Consider the following 20,425-nt stretch of genomic DNA (forward strand, 5'->3'; position numbering starts at 1 on the left):
ATTACATAATAATCGCACAAGGGAGGCTGAGGTTTTGCTTTTTGCAGAATTTAGCGCGCGCAAGTTGACATCAATAATCGTTTATTGTATCGATCATCGACAATTAGTTAAGGGAGCCTTGGAAGGAACGATGGTACCGAATGATGACGGCGCTCTTGCTCCGACGACAGAAGATGCTCCATCGTCTTCTGGCTTTCTCGACGACGGCAAAAACACAATTGGGAGCCAGCTTGCATCCCGACTTCGCGAGGCGATCATCTCCGGCGAGCTTCAGGCCGGCAGCAAGATTAATCTCGACAAGGCGCGCAAGACGTTCAACGTGAGCCTCAGTCCGCTGCGTGAAGGGTTGGCGCGGCTGATATCGGACGGCCTAGTGGAGTTCGAGGACAATCGCGGCTACCGCGTTTCATCAATTTCCCTAGCCAATCTGGAAGAAGTCACCACCCTGCGCGAAGAGTTTGAAGTCTTTGCGCTTCGCGAGTCCATGCGGCTCGGCGATGTGGAGTGGGAGGGCAACGTCATGCGCGCGCTGCATCGCCTAAACCGCACCGAGCGTGACGCGGATCGGCCAGAGACACTGGAGCGCTGGGAAGAGCTTCACCGCGAATTTCATCTGACACTCATAGCTGGCTGCGGGAAGCCGATCCTGCTCCATTTCTGCAGATTGCTTCTTAATCTCAACGATCGTTATCGTCGGGTGTTTCTGACCCGCACGTCGGGTGACCGCAACGTCAGCCAGGAGCACAGTGAGATTGCTCAGGGAGCCGTCGCGCGGGATCTGGACTATTCGTGCGATATGTTGCGTCAGCATATCCACCGCACGGGAACCAATCTGCGCAATCACCTCGCGACAAAGGGGATCTTGTGATGGTCGTCGCGACGCCAGGGCCGAGCCTCGAACTGGGCGTGGCGCATTTTTCATCCATCGCGCTGCCGCCCAAGCAATTCGCCGTGACGGCTGCTCGGGCGGGTTTTGCGTCGATAGGTCTGCGCCTGCACCCTGCCTTTCCCGGAGCCCCTTTCTACGAGTTGCCGGTGGGCAGCCATAGTGCCGAGGAGTTCAAGACAATTGCCAATGGCGAAGGCATCAAGGTGTTCGATATCGAGTTCTTCGTGATCGACGAGAACTTCGTTGCGGCCTCCCACGAGGCGACTGTGGCAGCCGCTGCGAACATCGGGGCGCGCCGGCTGAGTGTTTGCGGCGATGATCGAGACGGCGGCCGTCTTGCCACGAACTTTTTTGAGTTTTGCGCCCTCGCGGCGCGATATGGCCTGTCAGTCGACATCGAAAACATGGGCTGGCGGACGGTAAGAACCTTTCACGACAGCGTAGCGGTCGTGAATTCCTGTGGAGCAGAGAACGCCGGTGCCCTCGTTGACGGGATTCACTTCTTCCGAAACGGCGCCTCGATCGACGAGCTTCGCGCGAATGCAGGGAGGGTGAAACACGTCCAGCTTTGCGACGTCCGCGGGCCTGCGCCCAAAACATCGGAAGCAATGATCGCCGAGGCGAGAAGCGGCAGGCTCGCTCCTGGAGAAGGCGAATTGCCGTTGAAAGACCTCTGGGCGGCAACCGAAGCCGGTGCTGCTATCTCGGTTGAAGTGCCGCTCGTCGGGCCGGCGGACCCGGAGGCACATCTAAAACATCTGCACGACAGCGCACTAGGGATTTTGAAATCGGATCATTGATCCGGCGCCGACCCGGCGTGACCGGTCGGAGGGAGGAAGCCTTACATGTCCTATACGTTCGATTTCGGTGCGGTCCTCGACCGCGCCCCGGAATTGCTATGGGGTTCGCTTGGAACGCTTGGCCTTGCGTTGGCTGGGATGTTCCTCGCGCTCGTCATCGGAATCCTGGGCGTTGTTGCAAGGACTTCCAAGAGTGAGATCACGCGCACTCTCGTGATCATCTTCGTTGAGGTCGTGCGTAATACGCCATTCCTCGTGCAGATCTTCTTCATATATTTTGCCCTTCCTCTCATGGGCATTCGCCTCAATCCGACCGTTACGGCGATTATTGCCCTCGGCATCAATGGTGGGGCGTACGCAATCGAGATCATTCGAGGCGGGGTCGAGAGCGTGTCGCGCGGCCAGATCGAGGCAGGTTTCGCACTTGGTCTGCACAAGGCGGACGTCTTCCGGCTCATCGTGCTCAAGCCGGCGCTGCGGGCGATTTATCCCTCGCTCACAAGCCAGTTCATCATGCTGACACTGACAACGTCTGTCTGCACGTCGATCGCCGCCTACGAACTGACCTCGGCCGCTCAGCGCATCGAGTCTGACACCTTCCGCAGCTTCGAAGTCTATTTCACGGTGACCGCTATCTACCTGGTTATCTCGAGCCTGATGATGGGCCTCTTTGCCCTCATTTCTCGCCAATACTTCAACTACCCGACGCGATAGGAGGCAATCATGGGTCCCATCGGCGAAAATGAATTCTTCTTTTTGATGCAGGGTTTGAAGTGGACCGTGCTGCTCGCGATCGTGGGCTTTATCGGCGGGGGGATATTCGGAATCCTGATCGCGCTGTTGCGCACCTCGAAGACGAAAGTCGCCCGGAGGATCACCGCAGGCTTTATCGGCGTCTTCCAGGGCACGCCCCTTCTGATGCAGCTCTTCGTTGTCTATTACGGCGTTGCGCTGTTGGGCATCGAGGTCAACGCGTGGATCGCGGTCGCAATCGCCTTCACGCTTCATGCCAGCGCCTTCCTGGGAGAGATCTGGCGCGGCTCGATCGAGGCTGTGCCGAAGGGCCAGACGGAAGCGGCCAACGCCCTCGGCCTGCATTATGTTTCGCGGATGAAAGACGTCATCCTGCCGCAGGCCCTGAAAATCTCGATGCCGGCCACGATCGGCTTCCTTGTCCAGCTCATCAAGGGCACGTCGCTGGCAGCAATTGTCGGCTTCATTGAACTGACTCGCGCCGGCCAGATCATATCAAACCAGACCTATCGCCCGCTGCTCGTCTTCGGGATCGTCGGCGCAATCTACTTCATCATTTGCTGGCCGCTCTCCCATGCCGGAAGTGGCCTCGAAAAACGGATGGCGAAAGCTGCCCGCTAACCGCTTCGCTCGAAGCAAAACTCTTGAGGAGGAGAATAAGCATGCATAACAATCGTAGGAGTTTTCTCGGACTTGCACTGGCAACCGTTGCCTTCGCAACCGTTGGCGCTGCCACCGCCTCTGCGGCAAGTGTGGAGGAAATCAAGGCAAAGGGCACGCTTGTGGTCGGCATCCAGGGCGACAATGCGCCATGGGGGTTCGTCAACACAAGCGGCGTGCAGGACGGCTTCGACGCTGACGTCGCCAACCTTTTTGCCAAGGAATTAGGCGTGAAGGTTCAATTCCAGCCGCTCGCCGTTGCCAACCGAATTCCGGCGCTTACGACCGGCAAAGTCGACATCTTGTTCGCAACGATGGCGATGACGGAAGAGCGCGCGAAATCAATTCAATACAGCAAGCCCTACGCCGCCAACACGATTTCGCTTTATGCCGCGAAGTCCGACACGGTTTCGAAACCTGAAGACATTGCGGGATGGGAGATCGGCGTTCCGAAGTCCAGTTCGCAGGATAAGGCAGTAACGGACGCCGTCGGATCCACCGCAACGGTCCGCCGCTTTGATGACGACGCCGCAACCATCCAGGCTCTCATCTCCGGACAGGTAAAGGCGGTTGGCGGCAACCAGTTCTATGGTCAGCGTCTGGATGGGGCGAGTGCTGGCACCTATGAGCGCAAGATTAACTTTCTGACGACCTACAACGGCGTCGGGACCCGTCTCGGCGAGAAGGACTGGAACGAAGCCGTCAACGCCTTCATCGACAAGATCAAGGCCAATGGTGACCTGGCCGCCATCACGAAGAAGTGGATGGCGATCGATCTGCCGCAGTTCCCGGAATCCATCCCGAACATCCCGTTCACCGTCAATTAAAGCCCAAATGGAGGGTTCCGTGCTCAATACCGCAAACGATCAACCGACGCTGATTTCCCTTGAGGACGTGCAGAAGTGGTACGGCGCTTTCCATGCCTTGAAATCCATCAGTCTGTCGGTCCGCAAAGGCGAAAAAATCGTCCTCTGCGGGCCGTCAGGCTCCGGGAAATCAACGTTAATCCGCTGCATCAATGCCCTCGAAACGATCGAGGAAGGCAAGATCGTCGTCGAGGGTCAGGTACTGGACGGAAGCACCAAATCCATCGATGCGATACGTCGCGAAGTGGGAATGGTCTTCCAGAGCTTCAATCTCTTCCCCCACATGACCGTACTTCAGAACTGTACACTCGCCCCGATGCGTGTTCGAGGCACAAGCCACACTGACGCAGAGCGACTGGCTCGAAAATATCTCGAGCGGGTTCGAATCCTTGACCAGGCGGAAAAGTATCCTGCGCAGCTATCCGGCGGACAACAGCAACGCGTTGCCATCGCTCGCGCGCTCTGCATGGAGCCGAAGGTCATGCTGTTCGACGAACCGACCTCTGCCCTCGATCCTGAAATGGTGAAGGAGGTGCTCGACACCATGATCGGGCTCGCCCGTGACGGCATGACGATGATCTGTGTCACGCACGAAATGGGGTTTGCCCGCCAGGTCGCTGATCGCGTCATCTTCATGGCCTCCGGAGAGATCGTCGAAGAGGCCGAACCGGAAGTCTTCTTCAAGTCGCCCAAGCACCAACGCACGAAAACCTTTCTCGGCGAAATCCTGGCTCACCACTGACGTTCGAAAGCGATGCCAATGCGCGACAAGAAATTCCTCGTAGGACTGATCGGTGCCGACATCCAAATGTCAAAGTCCCCGGCGTTGCACGAAACGGAGGCTCGACACCAGGGCCTCGATTACCATTACGAACTTCTTGACTTCGCCGAACGAGGCCTTCCCGCCTCGGCGCTGCCGGACCTCCTCGACGAGGAAGAGCGGCGCGGTTTTGCCGGGAGCAACATTACACATCCTTGCAAGCAGACGGTGATCGCCCACCTCAATCGCCTTTCCGAGGATGCAGAGATGCTCGGTGCGGTCAACACCGTGGTGTTTCGGGGCGGCGAGAGGATCGGCCACAACACTGATTGGTATGGTTTCTACGAGAATTTCCAGCACGGCCTTTCTGACGTCGCGAAGGCGCATGCCGTCCTGCTCGGCGCCGGCGGCGCCGGTGTCGCCGTGGCGCATGCCGCAATCAAGCTCGGTATTGAGAAATTATCGGTCTTTGACCAGGATTCGAAACGGGCAGAAACCTTGGCTGGGCAGTTGAACAATCGGTTCTCAAGGGATTGCGCTCGTGCCACGACGGATGTCGGCGGCGCCCTGCGTTCCGCCGATGGGCTTATCCACGCGACGCCGACGGGTATGAAAAGCCATCCTGGTTTGCCGATCGACCCGGAATGGCTTCTGCCACGGCATTGGGTCGCCGACATCGTCTATATGCCGCTCGTCACAGAGCTCCTTGCTCTCGCCGAAAGAAAAGGCTGCCGGACCCTTCGTGGCGGCGGCATGACCGTCTATCAGGCAGCAGCGGCTTTCGAGCTGTTCACCGGGATAACACCCGACGCAGAGCGCATGTCCCGTCACTTTACGGACTTGTGCCGCCTGTCGGTTTGATGGGGAGATCCCAAATGCCGCATATCATCATCGATTATAGCCGGGGCGCAGGCGAGCATGTAGCCATGGACCGGCTGACGCAGACCGTGCATCGCTGCGTTCGCGATGGCGGTCTTGTGAAACCGTCCGCCGTGCGCACGCTTGCGCGGGAGGCGACATACTCCTGCGTGGGCGATGAGCATGTCGATAACCATTTCATCCAAATCATCCTGAGGGTGGCACCGGGTCGTACTGCAGAGACCAAGCAGAAGCTTCTTACTGCCGTTCTCGAGGCCGCGCGGGCGATCGCCTCGCCTGCTCTCGAAGCGGGAAGGCTCGGCTTGCGCGCAGATCTCTACGAGTCGGACCCTGATTTTGCTGTTCAAGCAATCGCGTTCGTCTGACCAGAAAAACGTGCTCAAGAAGGACACTATACTATGAGCCTGATATACGTTCTCAATGGACCAAACCTCAACCTGCTTGGCAAACGCCAGCCGCACATCTACGGGCACGAAACGCTCGCAGACGTGGAGGCGGACTGTCGCAAGCTGGCAGCCGAACTCGGCCATGAAATCCGCTTTCATCAGAGCAACCGGGAATACGAGATCATCGATTGGATTCATGAGGCGCGCGAGGACGGTGCGGGTATCGTCATCAATCCGGCAGCCTTCACCCATACCTCACTCGCCATCCTCGACGCTCTGAACACATTTGAAGGGCCTGTGATCGAGATCCACATCTCCAATGTGCACAAGCGCGAAACCTTCCGACACCATTCGTTCGTTTCGCACCGCGCGGACGGCGTGATCTGCGGCCTTGGAACGGAAGGATACCAGCTTGGCATCCGGCGCGCGGCGACAATGATCAAGGCCGCGAGCAAGGGCTGAGGTGATCATGACCCAACGGGTTAAGCTGGCCGTACTTGGCGCAGGCCTCATCGGTAAGCGCCATATTCAGCACGTCCTGACCGAGCCCTCGGCGCAACTCAGTGCCGTGGTCGATCCCACGCCGGTTGGCGAGACCATTGCCAAGGAAGCCGGCGTGAAGTGGTTTGCAAGCTTTGCGGACATGATTGCCGCAGACCGACCTGATGGGATCATCGTGGCTACGCCAAACCCGGCTCACGTTCAGAACGGGTTAGAAGCCGTTGAAGCCGGCATTCCCGCACTCATCGAGAAGCCTATCGCCGACGACATTATATCCGGGGAAAAGCTGATCGCAGCGGCTGAGGCAAAAGGTGTTCCTCTTTTGACCGGCCATCACCGCCGACACAATCCGGTGACTCAGAAGGCAAAAGAAATCATCGAAAGCGGGAAGCTCGGCCGCGTTCTTGTCGTCAATGCGATGTTCTGGCTATTCAAGCCCGACGATTACTTCGACATCTCGTGGCGTCGTGAGCGCGGTGGCGGGCCCGTTTTCCTCAATCTCATCCACGATGTCGATAATCTGCGCTACCTTTTCGGCGACGTGGCAGCGGTTCAGGCACGCGAGTCCAGCGCGGTGCGCGGCAACGCAGTTGAGGAAACGGCTGTGATCCTGATCGAGTTCAAGAATGGAGTTTTGGGAACTGCGACAGTCTCGGACGCGGTGGTCGCACCGTGGAGCTGGGAGATGACAAGCGGAGAGAATCCGGCTTACCCCAAAACCGGGCAATCCTGTTACATGATCGGAGGAACGCACGGGTCGCTGGCTGTTCCGTCGCTCGAGGTCTGGCGCAACCCTGGTAAACGGAGTTGGTGGGAACCATTCGACCAAACGCGTATCGAGGTCGACGACGAGGACCCGCTCGTTCTGCAGATCAGGCAATTCTGCAAGGTGATCCGCAGAGACGAACCGCCGCTTGTCAGCGGGCGTGAGGGGCTCGAGACCTTGAGGGTAGTCGATGCGGTAAAACGCTCGGCGGCAACGGGAGAGCGTATCGAGTTGAACTGACGCCGAGTAATGTAACCGCCTGCTCGCTCTTCGCGTCTCCTTGCATCCGATGATGAGAACGCCGGCTCAACACCGACCTTAGGCATCGCGCTTCTGGCGGATGAAATCGTCGCCGCTCTGTCTTCGCTGCCATCGATACGCGCCTGCTTCGGCAACGACGCAACGCTTCATCGAATTTCTGGGTGACTGCTTGAGGCCGACGTAAGGCAGAAATCAACATCCGCCCTGCCGTGCCTTTTTGTCATTCGGTACTTGGAGCCGGATGTCCGCAAGAAGTCGAAGTGAGCCGTTCTTCACGAGCCCCGTGCACGGATTGTTGCGAGGATCTTCACGTTCTGGGCCAAAAAGATCGCATAATGTATCATCGGGACGAAATCGGCAGCAGGCCCCGGTCAAACATCGTCGTTTGCATTTCTCCCCAATGATAATTGCGACCGGTTAACCGGTGTGCGGCGGGCAGCCGACGTCATTCAGGGGATTGGCCATAACTGTCGGGTGACTCTAGGCTGCAGGGCAATATCAGGCCCTAAATACGGGATCCGTTTAATAGGCGAAGATAGGCCTCTGGCGGGCAGGGACAACTGACCGTTGAGCAGAAAGGTTTCCGATTGGGCGCCCCCGTGTTGCGGGCTGTAAGGCGCCCAGCTCGAAGCCGAAGATGGCTTTTCAGCACTCGTGAGTTGACTCTAAAAAAGGCTTGTTGACTCTAATATGTATCTGCTTTAAACAAATACAAATAGCGCGACGGGAGGTCGCGCTGACACGTGCGGTAGGGATGCCGCACGCAAATCTCGTTCAGAGGGAGGAGCCTAATGTCGAAGTTTTCGAGAATCCTTGCTGCTAGCGTTGCCACGTTGGCACTCATCACTGGCGCGTCCTCGGCCGTTGCCCGGGATGCAGTAGGTGTCAGTTGGCGCTATTTTCAGGACGAACGCTGGAAGATCGACGAAGCCGCGATGAAGTCGGTCTTCGACGCGGCGGAGGTAGAATACGTCGGGATCGACGCGCAGGGTGACCCGCAGAAGCAGGCTGCCGACATAGAAAGTCTCATCGCCCGCGGCGTGAAGGTGCTGATTATCGTCGCTCAGGACGCGAAGGCGATTATCCCCGTCATCGAGTCGGCGAAACGCGAAAACATCACCGTCATAGCGTACGACGCCCCAATCGACACGGGCGACGTGCTCTACACCAGCTTCGATAACGTCGCCGTCGGCCGGGTGATGGGCGAAGCGCTCCTCAAGGCCGTGCCAAAGGGAAACTGGGTCGCCATGGATGGTGATCCGGCGCAGACGATCATGCAGGTCTTCAAGAGTGGCCAGATGCAGGCCGTCCAAGGTGCGGTCGACAAGGGTGACGTCAAGTTCGTCGCACAGCAGAACGTGGAGCAGTGGAAGCCCGACGTCGCGCAGGCTCTCATGGAACAGGTGCTGACTGCCAACGACAACAAGGTCGACGCCGTCCTCGCCATGAACGACAGCATCGCCAACGGCGTCGCCGCAGCGCTGGCAAGTCAAAATCTTCTCGGAAAGGTCGCCATCTCCGGACAGGACGGCGACAAGAACGTGCTGAACCGGATCGCCAAGGGGCAGCAAACCATGACCGTGTGGAAAGACGCCAATGCGCTGGGAACCGTGGCAGCGAAGGCGGCTGTCGAGATCATCAAGGGCGCCAAGATCGACACGGTCACCGGCGTGTCGCCGGGCACTACCGACTCCGGAGCATCGCAACCCGCCATTATCCTCGATCCGATCGCCATCACGCGAGACAACCTCGACCTCGTCGTGCAGTCCGGCTGGATTTCGAAGGATGCGCTGTGCAACGGCGTGGCCGAAAATCCGCCGAAGGCGTGCGAATAGGCCGCGACATCCAGGAGTTTTGCAATGACAACGGTGTCCCAGCCCGTGTCCAGTTCAAGTAAGGTCCTCCCCCGCTTGCTACGTGCGATCGGGGGAGGGCACGCCGACACACGCCTGATGGCGATGGTCGGCGTGCTCGCCTTGATCTGGCTTTGTGCCAACATTCTCACCGGCGGAGTTTTTCTGTCGCCGCGCAACCTGTTCAATCTGTCGCTTCAGGTGTCGGTCGTCGCCATCATGGCGTCCGGCATGATCCTGGTGATCGTGACCCGCCATATCGATCTGTCGGTCGGTTCTCAAGTTGGCTTTCTTGGCGTTCTCGGTGGCCTCGTTCAAAGCGTATGGCTCCCCGATAGCGTCCATGCATGGTGGATCGCCAGCCTGGTGATACTGGGCGGAGGCGTGTTCATCGGCCTTATTCAGGGCGCCCTGGTGGCCTACGCGCGGATACCCTCCTTTGTCGTAACGCTCGGAGGGCTGCTCTTTCTGCGGAACGCGGCCTATGAACTGAACGACGGGACGACCATCGCGCCCCTGAGTGAGATTTTTCAAATTCTGGGGGGCGGTCAGAATGGCGTCCTCGGCGGTCCGTTGAGTTGGCTCTTTGCCTTCGTGGTCGCAGGAATAGTCGTGGGAAGCCTGGTGCGCAAACACCGGCGCAAGAGACGGCTCGGAATCCAGAAGCCTCTTCAGGCATCTGATTACTTCTCCGCTGCAGCCTGGTGTGCCTGCGCATTCGGTTTCGTCGCGATCGTGAACAGCTACAACAAGCCAGGCACGGATGAACCGATGGGGATGGCGTTCCCCGTCCTGATCCTCATCGCAGTGACGGCGGCGATGACGCTTGTCGCCAAACGACACAGGTTCGGACGACACGTGTTTGCCGTCGGTGGTGACCCACAAAGTGCGCGTCTAACCGGCATCAACACCCAGCGCGTGGTCCTCAAGGTATTCGCTCTGATGGGGCTGCTTTCGGGCCTTGCATCCATAGTTCTGACCGCGCGGCTCAATGCGGCGGCGAGCGGCGCAGGCACGATGATGGAACTTTACGTGATCGCCGCGGCCGTCATCGGCGGAACTTCGCTTGCCGGCGGCGCCGGGACGATCCTTGGGGGATGCGTCGGCGCTCTCATCATGCAGAGTCTGCAAAGCGCCATGGTCCTCCTTGGCATTCCAAGCCCCACCCAAAGCATGGTCCTTGCAGGCGTCCTCGTCGTCGCTGTCTGGATCGATACGATGTGGCGCGAAAGGAGGCCATCATGACGACCCCTTTGCTTGAGGCCCGTAACGTCAACAAGGCATTTGGAGGCGTTCACGCCGTCGAGAATGTTAGCGTTTCACTCATGCCGGGCGAGGTCGTGGCCTTGCTTGGTCACAACGGCGCGGGAAAGTCCACCTTCATCAAGATGCTCTCGGGCGTCTTCCCGGCGGACAGCGGACAAATCCTGATCGACGGAAAGTCGGTCGACATCCGCTCACCGCATGACGCTCAGGAACTGGGGATCGAGACGATTCATCAGACGCTTGCGCTCGCCGACAACCTTGACGCCGTCTCCAACCTCTTCCTTGGGCGCGAGCAGACCGATCGCTTCGGCTTTCTCGACACGGAAGCGATGGAACATGGCGCGCGGCAGACGATCGAGCGCATGCGCTTGAGAATCCCATCGCTCAACGCTTCCGTCCGCTCGATGTCGGGCGGACAGCGACAGGCGGTTGCGATCGCGCGAGCCTTGCATTTCAATGCCCGCATTCTGATCATGGATGAACCTACCGCGGCATTGGGGCCCGAGGAGACGAAGAATGTCGGCCTGCTCATTCAAGAGCTGAAGCGGCAGGGACTCGGGATTTTCCTGATAAGCCACGACATGCATGATGTTTTCCAGCTCTCCGATCGGATTACGGTCATGAAGTCCGGGCGGCTCGTCGGCTCCTACCCAACGAAGGAACTGACGCAGGACGATGCCCTCGAAATGATCATCCTCGGCCGCAAGCCAGCCAGGTTCGCAGCCGCTACCGCATAATCAGCGACAATTGAAGCGAGTGGAATTCCGAAATGACAGTCAAAGCTCCAAATTTCAGTCTCGATGGCAAGGTCGCGCTCGTTACTGGCGCCGCGCGTGGCATCGGACGAGCCTGTGCGCTCGCGTGTGCAGCCGCCGGGGCCGACGTGATCATTGGCGTGCGTAACGTCGAGGCGGTCGCGGATCTCGTGGCGGAACTGGAAAGCACGGGCCGCCGCGTCCTCGCGGTCCCGATGGATATCTCCGACAACCGCCAGATCGCACAAGCGGTCGACACCGCGTTGGCGACCTTCGGGACGATCGATATCCTCGTGAATAATGTTGGCGTGGCGCCTGGCAATCTGGCGGAGCTTGTTGAAGAGAAGGATATCGACCAGATCCTGAACGTCAACATCAAGGGCACCTTCCTCGTTACCCAGGCCGTCGCACGCCATATGATCGAAAAGAAAAGCGGACGGATCGTGAACATAAGTTCGCAAGCGGGTACAGTGACGCTGCGCGGTGAGGCGATCTATTGCATGAGCAAGGCCGCTATCAATCACCTCAGCCGTTGCCTCGCGGCCGAATGGGCCCAGTACAGGATCACCGTCAATACGGTCGCGCCGACCTTTATTTGGACGGACTCGACGCGGCCAGTGCTTGCAGATCCGGATTTTTACAGTCGGACGGTGGGCCATATTCCACTTGGCCGCATCGGTGATACCGACGACGTTGTTGGGGCAGTGATCTATCTTGCCTCGCCAGCGGCCTCGATGGTGACCGGTGCAAATCTGCTTGTCGACGGTGGATGGTCAGTGGCTTGAGTCCGTCACATGGAGGGTAACCTTTGCTTGCGTTCGGGCATCTGATAGTTCGTCAAGATATGTCGTCGCCAGCGATTCGAATGCGCTGCCGACATCCTACGATAGCTCCTGACTGACATATGGTGTCCCTGGGAGGAATGTTGACGACGAACAGTGTGCTACGACACATGAATGCGGTCCGTTGCCTGCGCGTGTTGCGCAGGGACGTGTCACTATCGCGCGCGGACATTGCACGTGAGTTGAACGTGACGCGCGCTACAGTAGGCAATTCGATCAAGCAACTCCTCGCCGAAAAGCTCGTCATCGATCTCAACGAGAGCGCAGAGGTAAGCGGTGCGGGGCGCCCGGGCGCTCTCGTATCCCTCAATCCGACGGGCGCATATTTCATCGGGCTGGACATATCCTCGGCTGAGATCAACGCGGTTCTCGTCGACTTCTCGATGCGTGTCGTGGCCAAAAGGATTGTGTCCATCGCGGATCGCTACCAAGATCCCCGCCAGGTGATCGAGCTTCTTGCCACGTTGCCGAAAGAACTCATCGAAGTTTCCAAGGTGCGGTCCTCGCGAGTAAGGGGAGTTTGCATCTCCGTGCCCGGCATCGTCCGGGAGGGAAAAATCATCTCGGCGCCATGGCTTAATTGGCGGGACGTCGATGTTGTCACGGCAATGGCCGAAGCCATGCAGCCCTTGCAGAAGATCCACATCTGCAATGACGCTGTCGCGCTCGCGAGCGCGGTGGCCACGGATGCCGGGGAGGGCGATTTGAGCGATGCGCTCCTATTGCTGCTTGCCCAGGGGATTGGCAGTGCGCACTTACGACAGGGCCGTGTCATTGAAGGTGCGCACGGGCTTGGTGGGGAGGTGGGGCACATGGTGATGGGCGCGCGGCCACAGATGGCGGCAACTCACACCTTCGAAATCCTCGCCGGCTACCAGAAGTTCTTGCCTTTTATCGACCATGGAACTCCGATTCCGGAAGGGTTGGCGCGTCTGGCGACGCTTGGGAGCTCGCCGGAGTTCGACAAGGCCTTGGACGAATGGGCGTCGGCCCTTGCAACTGGCTTTCTCAACCTCATCCACATTCTTGATCCCAAGACGATCGTCCTAGGCGGTCCACTTGCGGTGCTCTATCCCAGGGTCGCGTCGAGAGTGGAGGCATTGGTGGCCGAAAATCTCGTTCATGGCTTCGAAGTACCTCCGATTTCCGTTGCGAAGTTCGGTGGTGACGGTGCGGCCATCGGGGCGGCCGCGCTTTTGCGCGAAAGCCTTTTCGACCTTCCCGAACTTCCTGCAATTTAGATGACCGACGTACAAAGTTGTTTGACAGCATATTTGTATTTGTATAAAGCAAAAGCAAATAAACCCTGAGGAGGAAGAACCAATGCTGAAGCACATCGATCCCATTCTGTCGCCCGAACTGCTCTGCGCCCTGAGGGCAATGGGACATCGCCATGACATCGCGATCGTCGACGCCAACTTTCCATGCGACGGGGGAGACGACCGCCTCATCCGCCTCGATGGCGTCGATGGCCCACGCGTCCTCGAAGCCATCATGGGAGTGTTTCCTCTCGAAGAGCAGGAGCAGCATGTGGCCTGGCGCATGATCGCGGAAAACGACCCGGCAAAAATCCTACCGGTGTTCAAGGACTACGCTGCCGTTCTCGAAAAGAGCGAAGGAAAGACGATCGAGTTGACCGCGGTCGAGCCGGATAACTTCAAGGATCGCGTGCGGGCGGCCCACACGGTCGTCGTCACCGGGGAGCGACGCTTCTATGGCGGGGTCATTCTGCGCAAGGGAGTCATCGCTCCCGAGTGAGGAGCAATGGCCTGAAGAAAACCTGATCCGAACGTTGATACATGTCCGACCATTTTTTCGACGATACCTTCGAAGCCTTCCTGTTCGACATGGATGGCACCATCCTCAATTCGATTGCCGCCGCGGAGCGTGTGTGGGGGGCCTGGTTCGGAAAGTTCGGACTTGATCCTGACATCTATCTTCCAACCATTCATGGGAGGAGGGCGTCGGAAACGATTGCGTCTCTCGGGCTGCCTCACGTCGACGCAGAGGCCGAGGCGTCGGCCATCACGCGGGCCGAAATCGCCGAGGTCGAAGGGGTGGTACCCGTTCCGGGGGCGCCGCTCTTCCTCAACAGTCTGCCTCCGCGCAAGTGGGCCGTCGTGACATCGGCGCCATTGGTCCTGGCAAGAACAAGGCTGGAGGCGGCGGGATTGCCGGCGCCGACCATCCTGGTGACGGCTGAGGACGTCCAGAGGGGAAAGCCGGCGCCGGATTGTTTCATCCTCGCGGCCGAGCGGCTGGCCGTGAACCCTGCGCGCTGTCTGGCTTTCGAGGACGCGGAGGCCGGAATCGCCGCCGCAGTTTCAGCCGGTTGCACAGTCATGGTTGTGACTGAGACCCACAAGCACGACTTTGAGGGCGCCCACAAGCAAATTGCGAACTATCAGCACGTCCGGCCCGAAATCCTTCGCGGGGGCCTCGGCTTGACCCGCATCTAGCCGTTCTCAGCGCCCCGCCGGAGGGCGGTTACGTCGATAGATCAACTCTTCATCGACCGAAAGCATTCGTTTGTGCAGCATCGAGGCTCCTCCGATCGCGGGCCCTTCCGGGCCCAGCTTGGACAGGCGGATCTCCGGGATCGGGTGCTCGTCCAGCAGATTCTGGCGAACATTGGCCATGACCTGGTCCCGGCACAGGTCGTAGAGCATCGCGACGGGGCCACCGAGCACAATTCGTGCCGGGTTGAAGATGCTTGTCAGGGTGGCGACACCCCTGCCAAGGTAAAAGGACCAATCAGTCAGCGTCGACAGAGCTGCACGCTCTTGTCGCCGGGCAGCGCTGGCGAACTCATCGATGTTGCCGGCCGATCCTCCATGAAAGCGATAGCGGGCGAGCACCGCCTCACGGCCTATGAAGCTCTCGAAGGATCCGGAAATGGTCGCGAGCTCAACGAAGCCTTCATCTCCAAGGATGATATGACCAAGCTCTCCGGCATAACCGTCCTGCCCATGCAACAATTGTCCGGAGTTGACGATCGCGCCGCCGACGCCGGCGTCGAGAAAGATGTAAATTTCGGTATCGGTGCTCTCGTCCTTCGAGCGGTACATCTCCGCCATTGCGAAGGCATTGGCATCGTTTTCCGCGGCAAGCGGCAGATCTTCGGGAAGCACTTTCTCGAGTTTGTCCAGGATCGGTTCCTGGCGCCACCCAAGGATCGGAGCGCGTAGGATCGTTCCGGTCCGATCAATGACGCCGGGCGCCGTCAGGCACAGCCCTCGGACCGTATGTGTCTGCGAAAGGCTCTTGGTGAGCGATTTTACGGTCTTCACCAATTGCTGAATGATGCGTTCGGGGTCGGCGTCAGCCAGATCGAAGTTCGATTGCGACTGAGCGACGACCCGCGCCTCCATGTCGAGCGCGACGACCGTAAGACGACCGACGCCTATGTCTGCGCCAATGAAAACTCCGTAGTTGGAGTTGAGACGAACGAACGTGCCGGGGCGTCCGGTGCCCGCGCTCTTGTCGTCTTCCGAATTGTCTTCGACAAGCAATCCTTCTTCGGTGAGGCTCGCCACAATGCTGCTGGCGGTCGACCGCGTAAGTCCAAGTTCACGGGCGATGTTGGCGCGGCTGACCTTGCCTTGCCGAAAGACGACATCGAGCACCCTGACTTCGTTGATGTGCCTGACGGCGCTGGGCATGGACATGAAGTGCTCCGACTAGGTTGGGCCCGCAAGGCCGGTAGCGAATCCGCGCGGGATCCCCTTTCGAGCGAAAGCATATAGTCGTTTCAGGCGCGGCTGTCGCCGATTATGCGGTTTCTAAAATTGTGACCGCCTCGCCGCCGCGGCGTCTTTCTGTTCACTTTTTTGTTCGCCGCCTATCGAAGCAAGTTGACACGCTCGCGTCAATATGTTTGTTTTCAATCCAAACAAACGGAAGAGGAGAAGCCGTCTGTTTGCAGAGGCGGCATGGGGCCGCCCAGGGGAGGAACTAAATGAAATCGACCTTCGCATCACTGGCCATCGCCGCGGCGCTCAGCGCTTCGGTGTCCGGCTTCGCCCTCGCGCAGGACAGCGTCGAGGTGTTGCACTGGTGGACCTCGGGCGGCGAAGCCGCCGCCGTCGGCGTCTTGAAGGATGACCTTCAGAAGCAAGGTGTCGGCTGGCAGGACATGCCAGTCGCGGGTGGCGGCGGCGAGGCGGCCAACACGGCCCTGAAGGCGCGGGTGACTTCCGGCAATCCACCGACCGCGGCGCAGTTGCTCGGCATGGCGGTCAACGAATGGTCGGAGGAGGGGCTCCTCGGCGATCTGACTTCTGTCGCCGATCAAGAAGGGTGGGGCACGGTCGTCCCTGACGCGATCAAGAACTTCGCCGTGCACGATGGCAAGTGGCAGGCCGTGCCGGTGAACATCCATCGCCCGAACTGGCTCTGGATCAACGCGAAGGTCTTCAAGGACAACGGCCTGGAGCCACCCAAGACTTGGGACGAATTCAACGCGGTCGCGGACAAGCTCAAGGAAAAGGGCATCGTTCCCCTCGCCCACGGAGGGCAGCCGTGGCAGGACACGACGGTCTTCGACGACGTCGTTCTCGGGATCGGTGGTCCGGAGTTCTACAAGAAGGCCATCCTGGAATTGGACGATGCCGCACTGAAGTCCGACACGATGGTCAAGGTCTTTGACCAGATGCGCAAGATCCGCGGGTATGTCGATCCTAACTTCTCCGGAAGGGATTGGAACCTTGCCACCGCGATGGTGCTCAAGGGCGAGGCTGCCATGCAGCTCATGGGCGATTGGGCGAAGGGCGAGATCGTCAAAGCCAACCTCACGCCGGGCGTGGATATCCTCTGCGTCACAGCGCCCGGCACAGAAGGTTCGTTCCTGTTCAACACCGACTTTTTTGCCATGTTCCCGGTGGGAGACAGCAAGCTGGCGGCCCAGCATAAGCTCGCGGCGAGTGTCATGTCGCCGAGCTTCCAGGAAGCGTTCAATCTGGTGAAGGGCTCGATCCCGGCTCGAACGGACGTTTCCGGCGATAAGTTCGACGCCTGCGCGAAGAAATCCATGGGCGATCTCAAGAGCGCCGTGTCATCCGGTAGACTTCTGGGTTCGCTCGCACATGGCCATGCCGAGCCGGCAGGCATCCAGCGCGCCATGTTTGACGTCGTCACGCAGCACTTCAACTCCGACATGTCGTCCAAGGATGCTGCCGCGGCGCTTGTGACTGCGATCAACGCCGCCAGATAGAGATCCTCCCAGGGGTTGGCCGCACCACAGCCGCGACCAACTCTTGCGCGGCACCAGTCGCCCAGGCGGCTGGTGCCGCTGAAATCGGGCAGAAAGCAATGACTCTTTCCAAACGTATACAGGCCGCGCTGCCGGCGTTCGTCCTATCGCCATCGTTGGCGGCGATCGCGATCTGCGTTTACGGCTTCATCGCGTATACCGCGCTTCTTTCCTTCACTGGATCGAAGATGTTCGCCAAGTTCGATTTTGTCGGCTTGCGGCAATACGAACGGCTGTTCGACAATCCACGTTGGATCACCGCGGTTGAAAACATGGCGATCTTCGGCGGCCTCTATGTCGTGGTTGCAACCTGTCTCGGCCTCTACATCGCCGTCCTAATTGACCAGAAAATTCGGTTGGAAGGCGTGTTCCGCGCGATCTTCCTCTATCCGATGGCGCTGTCTTTTGTGGTCACCGGGGTGATCTGGCAATGGCTTCTCAATCCGGGTCTGGGTCTGGAGCACATGGTGCGCAGCCTCGGCTGGCAGTCATTCACCTTCCAATGGCTGGTGGAACCGGACTGGGCTATCTACACGATTGTCATCGCGGGCGTATGGCAGGTCACCGGCTTCGTCATGGCGCTGTTCCTGGCAGGTCTTCGCGGGGTCGATACGGAGATCCTGCGCGCAGCGCGCGTCGACGGCGCCCCTGTTCATAAGGTATACACGCGCATTGTCATTCCGGCTCTTAGGCCCGTTTTCCTGACCGCGTTCGTTATCGAAGCCCATCTTGCCATCAAGAGCTATGACCTCGTCGTGGCTCTTACCAAGGGCGGGCCAGGTGTGTCGACGGAACTGCCCTCGACATTCATGTACTCGATGACCTTCACCCGCAACGAACTTGGCGTGGGCGCGGCCAGTGCGACCGTCATGCTGACGAGCCTTGCCGCCATCATTGTCCCCTATCTCTATTCGGAGCTGCGCGATGACCGCCGTGCCTGACAGCAACTTTGCGATGGCCCTCATGCGCCCACGATCGCTGAACCCCACTAAGATGTTGGGCCGCATCTTCGTCTATGGCTGCTTGGTCGTGCTCGCCGCTTTGTTTCTCGCGCCGCTGGCCTCGATGGTCATGACTTCGCTGAAGAGCATGGACGAAATCCGCAGCGGAACCCTTCTTTCCGTACCGCAGGCCCCTACGATCGAAGCATGGGCGTCCGTATGGAGTTCGGCATGTATCAGTATCGCCTGCGGCGGTCTTAAGGGCTACTTCGGCAACTCGTTCCTGATTGCCGTCCCGGCGACGCTGATATCGGTCGGTCTCGGCGCGCTGAATGGCTACGTATTTTCCACCCGGCGGTTCCAAGGAGACAACATACTCTTCGGACTGATCCTGTTCGGCTGCTTCATTCCGTTTCAGATCGTGCTGATCCCGATGGCCGGGTTGCTCGGCATGCTCGGTCTCGCGGGCACCATTCCGGGACTTGTGCTGGTGCACGTCGTGTATGGCGTTTGCTTCACCACCATGTTCTTCCGCAACTATTTCGTGACGGTGCCAGCCGAAATCTTCAAGGCGGCTCGGGTCGACGGCGCGGGCTTTTGGGCGATCTTCTTCCGCATCCTGCTGCCTATATCGTGGCCAATCGTCATGGTGTCGATCATCTGGCAGTTTACTGGCGTTTGGAACGACTTCCTCTTTGGCGTCTCCTTTGCCGCCGGCTCCAATCAGCCGGTGACCGTCGCCGTCAACAATCTCGTCAATACCTCGACCGGGACCAAGGCTTACAACGAGGACATGGCGGCCGCGATGATCGCGGCCCTGCCAACCATCGTCATCTATGTGGCTGCCGGCCGCTACTTCCTTCGCGGCCTGATGGCCGGCGCAGTCAAAGGATAACGCTCATGGCCAATCTCGGCATCAGCCACGTCACCAAAAGCTTCGGAAGCCTAGCCGTTCTGAAGGACATAAAGATCTCGATCGAAGATGGGGAGTTCCTGGTCCTTGTCGGACCCTCGGGATGTGGAAAGTCCACCCTGCTCTCGATCATCGCCGGGCTGGAGGAACACACGTCCGGGACTATCACGATCGACGGCAGGCCCGTGGACGGTCTGGAGCCAAAGGAACGCGACATTGCCATGGTGTTCCAATCTTACGCGCTCTATCCGGCAATGACCGTGGAACAGAACATCGGCTTCTCGCTAGAAATGAGCAAAATGCCGAAAGCCGAGCGCGTCGAGCGGGTAGGCAAGGTTGCGGACCTTCTCCAGATAAGCCATTTGCTTAAGCGCCGCCCCGGCCAACTTTCCGGTGGCCAGCGTCAGCGCGTCGCTATGGGACGAGCGTTGGTACGCGAGCCGAAAATCTTTCTCTTCGACGAGCCGCTCTCCAACCTCGACGCCAAGCTCCGCGTCGAGATGCGGACCGAAATCAAGAGGCTCCATCAACGGCTCGGAGCCACCATTGTCTACGTCACGCACGACCAGATCGAGGCGATGACGATGGCGACGCGCATCGCAGTAATGAAGGACGGCGTCCTCCAGCAATTCGGTACGCCCGAAAACATCTACGACCGGCCCGCCAATGTCTTCGTCGCCACGTTCATGGGATCGCCGCCGATGAACCTTCTACCTGCAACCGTGGTGGATGGCGCGTCGGGACCGCGCCTGAGCCTGAAGGGAACGGACGTTACCCTGCCGTTGCCTTCTTCAGTGACGGCGCGATTGGCGCCTGGCAGCGACGTGCTTCTCGGCTTGCGGCCCGAATGGCTTTCGCTCGCGATGGAGGGAGCGTCTGCCAACCCGACGCTTACGCTTCATGTCGACGTCATTGAGCCGACTGGCCCGGACGTGTTCGTGGCCCTTCGCGCAGGTGAGCGCGAGATCATGGCGCGTCTGCCGACGGGCACGCCGATTTGCCCCGGTGAAAAGCGGGCGTTTGCGCTTGATCTTTCGAAAGCAGTTGTCTTCGACGCCGCGACCGGCGTCGCCCACTAAAACC

The 20,425-nt window shown here is 59.2% G+C and carries 22 protein-coding genes; 21 read left to right on the forward strand and 1 reads right to left on the reverse strand.

The annotated features are described in order from the left end of the window. The first annotated feature begins 130 nt into the window (after nucleotides 1–130). The 17 genes from BHMPCIPO_RS26565 to BHMPCIPO_RS26645 all read left to right on the forward strand — a co-directional run bounded on the left by BHMPCIPO_RS26565 (nucleotide 131) and on the right by BHMPCIPO_RS26645 (nucleotide 14,696). Nucleotides 131–868, forward strand: coding sequence for a GntR family transcriptional regulator (locus BHMPCIPO_RS26565; RefSeq protein ID WP_173519720.1), 738 nt, complete (start codon nucleotides 131–133; stop codon nucleotides 866–868). Further along, a complete protein-coding gene (locus BHMPCIPO_RS26570) occupies nucleotides 868–1,689 on the forward strand; it encodes a sugar phosphate isomerase/epimerase family protein (RefSeq protein ID WP_173519721.1) in 822 nt (273 codons plus the stop codon). The genes BHMPCIPO_RS26565 and BHMPCIPO_RS26570 overlap by 1 nt, the downstream gene beginning before the upstream one ends. Nucleotides 1,690–1,734: 45 nt before the next feature. Then, nucleotides 1,735–2,403, forward strand: a complete 669-nt coding sequence (locus BHMPCIPO_RS26575) for an amino acid ABC transporter permease (protein WP_173519722.1) — start codon at nucleotides 1,735–1,737, stop codon at nucleotides 2,401–2,403. A gap of 9 nt (nucleotides 2,404–2,412) precedes the next feature. Next, nucleotides 2,413–3,063, forward strand: coding sequence for an amino acid ABC transporter permease (locus BHMPCIPO_RS26580; RefSeq protein ID WP_173519723.1), 651 nt, complete (start codon nucleotides 2,413–2,415; stop codon nucleotides 3,061–3,063). A 41-nt stretch (nucleotides 3,064–3,104) separates the two neighbouring features. Next, nucleotides 3,105–3,929 carry a transporter substrate-binding domain-containing protein gene (locus BHMPCIPO_RS26585; RefSeq protein ID WP_173519724.1) on the forward strand — a complete coding sequence of 275 codons (825 nt, stop codon included), beginning with the start codon at nucleotides 3,105–3,107 and terminating at the stop codon, nucleotides 3,927–3,929. Between the two features lie 7 nt (nucleotides 3,930–3,936). After that, nucleotides 3,937–4,710 (forward strand): amino acid ABC transporter ATP-binding protein, encoded by a 774-nt coding sequence (locus BHMPCIPO_RS26590; protein ID WP_173519725.1) that lies wholly within the window; start codon nucleotides 3,937–3,939, stop codon nucleotides 4,708–4,710. Nucleotides 4,711–4,728: 18 nt separating this feature from the next. Continuing rightward, nucleotides 4,729–5,589, forward strand: a complete 861-nt coding sequence (locus BHMPCIPO_RS26595) for a shikimate dehydrogenase (RefSeq protein WP_173519726.1) — start codon at nucleotides 4,729–4,731, stop codon at nucleotides 5,587–5,589. A gap of 14 nt (nucleotides 5,590–5,603) precedes the next feature. Further along, a complete protein-coding gene (locus BHMPCIPO_RS26600) occupies nucleotides 5,604–5,972 on the forward strand; it encodes a 5-carboxymethyl-2-hydroxymuconate Delta-isomerase (RefSeq protein WP_173519727.1) in 369 nt (122 codons plus the stop codon). A 33-nt stretch (nucleotides 5,973–6,005) separates the two neighbouring features. Next, complete coding sequence (aroQ, locus tag BHMPCIPO_RS26605) at nucleotides 6,006–6,455, forward strand: type II 3-dehydroquinate dehydratase (RefSeq protein ID WP_173519728.1); 450 nt, start codon at nucleotides 6,006–6,008, stop codon at nucleotides 6,453–6,455. A gap of 7 nt (nucleotides 6,456–6,462) precedes the next feature. Continuing rightward, nucleotides 6,463–7,500, forward strand: coding sequence for a Gfo/Idh/MocA family protein (locus tag BHMPCIPO_RS26610; protein ID WP_173519729.1), 1,038 nt, complete (start codon nucleotides 6,463–6,465; stop codon nucleotides 7,498–7,500). A gap of 812 nt (nucleotides 7,501–8,312) precedes the next feature. Then, nucleotides 8,313–9,356 (forward strand): substrate-binding domain-containing protein, encoded by a 1,044-nt coding sequence (locus BHMPCIPO_RS26615; RefSeq protein WP_173519730.1) that lies wholly within the window; start codon nucleotides 8,313–8,315, stop codon nucleotides 9,354–9,356. 117 nt (nucleotides 9,357–9,473) lie between these two features. Continuing rightward, nucleotides 9,474–10,619: a sugar ABC transporter permease gene (locus BHMPCIPO_RS26620; protein ID WP_246304573.1), complete on the forward strand. Its 1,146-nt coding sequence runs from the start codon at nucleotides 9,474–9,476 to the stop codon at nucleotides 10,617–10,619. Further along, on the forward strand, nucleotides 10,616–11,377 hold the full coding sequence (locus BHMPCIPO_RS26625; RefSeq protein ID WP_173519732.1) for an ATP-binding cassette domain-containing protein: 762 nt from the start codon (nucleotides 10,616–10,618) through the stop codon (nucleotides 11,375–11,377). The genes BHMPCIPO_RS26620 and BHMPCIPO_RS26625 overlap by 4 nt, the downstream gene beginning before the upstream one ends. A gap of 32 nt (nucleotides 11,378–11,409) precedes the next feature. Next, nucleotides 11,410–12,180 carry an SDR family NAD(P)-dependent oxidoreductase gene (locus BHMPCIPO_RS26630; RefSeq protein WP_173519733.1) on the forward strand — a complete coding sequence of 257 codons (771 nt, stop codon included), beginning with the start codon at nucleotides 11,410–11,412 and terminating at the stop codon, nucleotides 12,178–12,180. 140 nt (nucleotides 12,181–12,320) lie between these two features. Then, nucleotides 12,321–13,478: an ROK family transcriptional regulator gene (locus tag BHMPCIPO_RS26635; protein WP_173519734.1), complete on the forward strand. Its 1,158-nt coding sequence runs from the start codon at nucleotides 12,321–12,323 to the stop codon at nucleotides 13,476–13,478. An 82-nt stretch (nucleotides 13,479–13,560) separates the two neighbouring features. Continuing rightward, complete coding sequence (locus BHMPCIPO_RS26640) at nucleotides 13,561–13,995, forward strand: RbsD/FucU family protein (protein ID WP_173519735.1); 435 nt, start codon at nucleotides 13,561–13,563, stop codon at nucleotides 13,993–13,995. Between the two features lie 41 nt (nucleotides 13,996–14,036). Continuing rightward, complete coding sequence (locus BHMPCIPO_RS26645) at nucleotides 14,037–14,696, forward strand: HAD-IA family hydrolase (RefSeq protein ID WP_173519736.1); 660 nt, start codon at nucleotides 14,037–14,039, stop codon at nucleotides 14,694–14,696. 6 nt (nucleotides 14,697–14,702) lie between these two features. Here BHMPCIPO_RS26645 and BHMPCIPO_RS26650 read toward each other — a convergent pair whose 3' ends face one another. Further along, nucleotides 14,703–15,905: an ROK family transcriptional regulator gene (locus BHMPCIPO_RS26650; protein WP_173519737.1), complete on the reverse strand. Its 1,203-nt coding sequence runs from the start codon at nucleotides 15,903–15,905 to the stop codon at nucleotides 14,703–14,705. A gap of 290 nt (nucleotides 15,906–16,195) precedes the next feature. On the opposite strand from BHMPCIPO_RS26650, the gene BHMPCIPO_RS26655 reads away from it, so the two are divergent. The 4 genes from BHMPCIPO_RS26655 to BHMPCIPO_RS26670 all read left to right on the forward strand — a co-directional run bounded on the left by BHMPCIPO_RS26655 (nucleotide 16,196) and on the right by BHMPCIPO_RS26670 (nucleotide 20,421). Beyond that, nucleotides 16,196–17,449, forward strand: coding sequence for an ABC transporter substrate-binding protein (locus tag BHMPCIPO_RS26655; RefSeq protein WP_173519738.1), 1,254 nt, complete (start codon nucleotides 16,196–16,198; stop codon nucleotides 17,447–17,449). 98 nt (nucleotides 17,450–17,547) lie between these two features. Then, complete coding sequence (locus tag BHMPCIPO_RS26660; RefSeq protein ID WP_173519739.1) at nucleotides 17,548–18,429, forward strand: carbohydrate ABC transporter permease; 882 nt, start codon at nucleotides 17,548–17,550, stop codon at nucleotides 18,427–18,429. Between the two features lie 13 nt (nucleotides 18,430–18,442). Beyond that, entirely contained in the window at nucleotides 18,443–19,324 is an 882-nt protein-coding gene (locus tag BHMPCIPO_RS26665) for a carbohydrate ABC transporter permease (RefSeq protein WP_173520200.1), read from the forward strand. A 5-nt stretch (nucleotides 19,325–19,329) separates the two neighbouring features. Then, nucleotides 19,330–20,421 (forward strand): ABC transporter ATP-binding protein, encoded by a 1,092-nt coding sequence (locus tag BHMPCIPO_RS26670; RefSeq protein WP_173519740.1) that lies wholly within the window; start codon nucleotides 19,330–19,332, stop codon nucleotides 20,419–20,421. Nucleotides 20,422–20,425: the final 4 nt, after the last annotated feature.

It is taken from the genome of Ensifer sesbaniae (assembly GCF_013283665.1).
Lineage (GTDB): Bacteria > Pseudomonadota > Alphaproteobacteria > Rhizobiales > Rhizobiaceae > Ensifer > Ensifer sesbaniae.

What these genes read in the sequence shown, in the direction of transcription:
- BHMPCIPO_RS26610 (WP_173519729.1), top strand. Translation starts at nt 6,463, where the DNA reads ATGACCCAACGGGTTAAGCTGGCCGTACTTGGCGCAGGCCTCATCGGT.
- aroQ (WP_173519728.1), top strand. Translation starts at nt 6,006, where the DNA reads ATGAGCCTGATATACGTTCTCAATGGACCAAACCTCAACCTGCTTGGC.
- BHMPCIPO_RS26615 (WP_173519730.1), top strand. Translation starts at nt 8,313, where the DNA reads ATGTCGAAGTTTTCGAGAATCCTTGCTGCTAGCGTTGCCACGTTGGCA.
- BHMPCIPO_RS26580 (WP_173519723.1), top strand. Translation starts at nt 2,413, where the DNA reads ATGGGTCCCATCGGCGAAAATGAATTCTTCTTTTTGATGCAGGGTTTG.
- BHMPCIPO_RS26625 (WP_173519732.1), top strand. Translation starts at nt 10,616, where the DNA reads ATGACGACCCCTTTGCTTGAGGCCCGTAACGTCAACAAGGCATTTGGA.
- BHMPCIPO_RS26655 (WP_173519738.1), top strand. Translation starts at nt 16,196, where the DNA reads ATGAAATCGACCTTCGCATCACTGGCCATCGCCGCGGCGCTCAGCGCT.
- BHMPCIPO_RS26575 (WP_173519722.1), top strand. Translation starts at nt 1,735, where the DNA reads ATGTCCTATACGTTCGATTTCGGTGCGGTCCTCGACCGCGCCCCGGAA.
- BHMPCIPO_RS26600 (WP_173519727.1), top strand. Translation starts at nt 5,604, where the DNA reads ATGCCGCATATCATCATCGATTATAGCCGGGGCGCAGGCGAGCATGTA.
- BHMPCIPO_RS26645 (WP_173519736.1), top strand. Translation starts at nt 14,037, where the DNA reads ATGTCCGACCATTTTTTCGACGATACCTTCGAAGCCTTCCTGTTCGAC.
- BHMPCIPO_RS26660 (WP_173519739.1), top strand. Translation starts at nt 17,548, where the DNA reads ATGACTCTTTCCAAACGTATACAGGCCGCGCTGCCGGCGTTCGTCCTA.
- BHMPCIPO_RS26565 (WP_173519720.1), top strand. Translation starts at nt 131, where the DNA reads ATGGTACCGAATGATGACGGCGCTCTTGCTCCGACGACAGAAGATGCT.
- BHMPCIPO_RS26670 (WP_173519740.1), top strand. Translation starts at nt 19,330, where the DNA reads ATGGCCAATCTCGGCATCAGCCACGTCACCAAAAGCTTCGGAAGCCTA.
- BHMPCIPO_RS26590 (WP_173519725.1), top strand. Translation starts at nt 3,937, where the DNA reads ATGGAGGGTTCCGTGCTCAATACCGCAAACGATCAACCGACGCTGATT.
- BHMPCIPO_RS26620 (WP_246304573.1), top strand. Translation starts at nt 9,474, where the DNA reads ATGGCGATGGTCGGCGTGCTCGCCTTGATCTGGCTTTGTGCCAACATT.
- BHMPCIPO_RS26640 (WP_173519735.1), top strand. Translation starts at nt 13,561, where the DNA reads ATGCTGAAGCACATCGATCCCATTCTGTCGCCCGAACTGCTCTGCGCC.
- BHMPCIPO_RS26630 (WP_173519733.1), top strand. Translation starts at nt 11,410, where the DNA reads ATGACAGTCAAAGCTCCAAATTTCAGTCTCGATGGCAAGGTCGCGCTC.
- BHMPCIPO_RS26585 (WP_173519724.1), top strand. Translation starts at nt 3,105, where the DNA reads ATGCATAACAATCGTAGGAGTTTTCTCGGACTTGCACTGGCAACCGTT.
- BHMPCIPO_RS26665 (WP_173520200.1), top strand. Translation starts at nt 18,443, where the DNA reads ATGGCCCTCATGCGCCCACGATCGCTGAACCCCACTAAGATGTTGGGC.
- BHMPCIPO_RS26650 (WP_173519737.1), bottom strand. Translation starts at nt 15,905, where the DNA reads ATGTCCATGCCCAGCGCCGTCAGGCACATCAACGAAGTCAGGGTGCTC.
- BHMPCIPO_RS26595 (WP_173519726.1), top strand. Translation starts at nt 4,729, where the DNA reads ATGCGCGACAAGAAATTCCTCGTAGGACTGATCGGTGCCGACATCCAA.
- BHMPCIPO_RS26570 (WP_173519721.1), top strand. Translation starts at nt 868, where the DNA reads ATGGTCGTCGCGACGCCAGGGCCGAGCCTCGAACTGGGCGTGGCGCAT.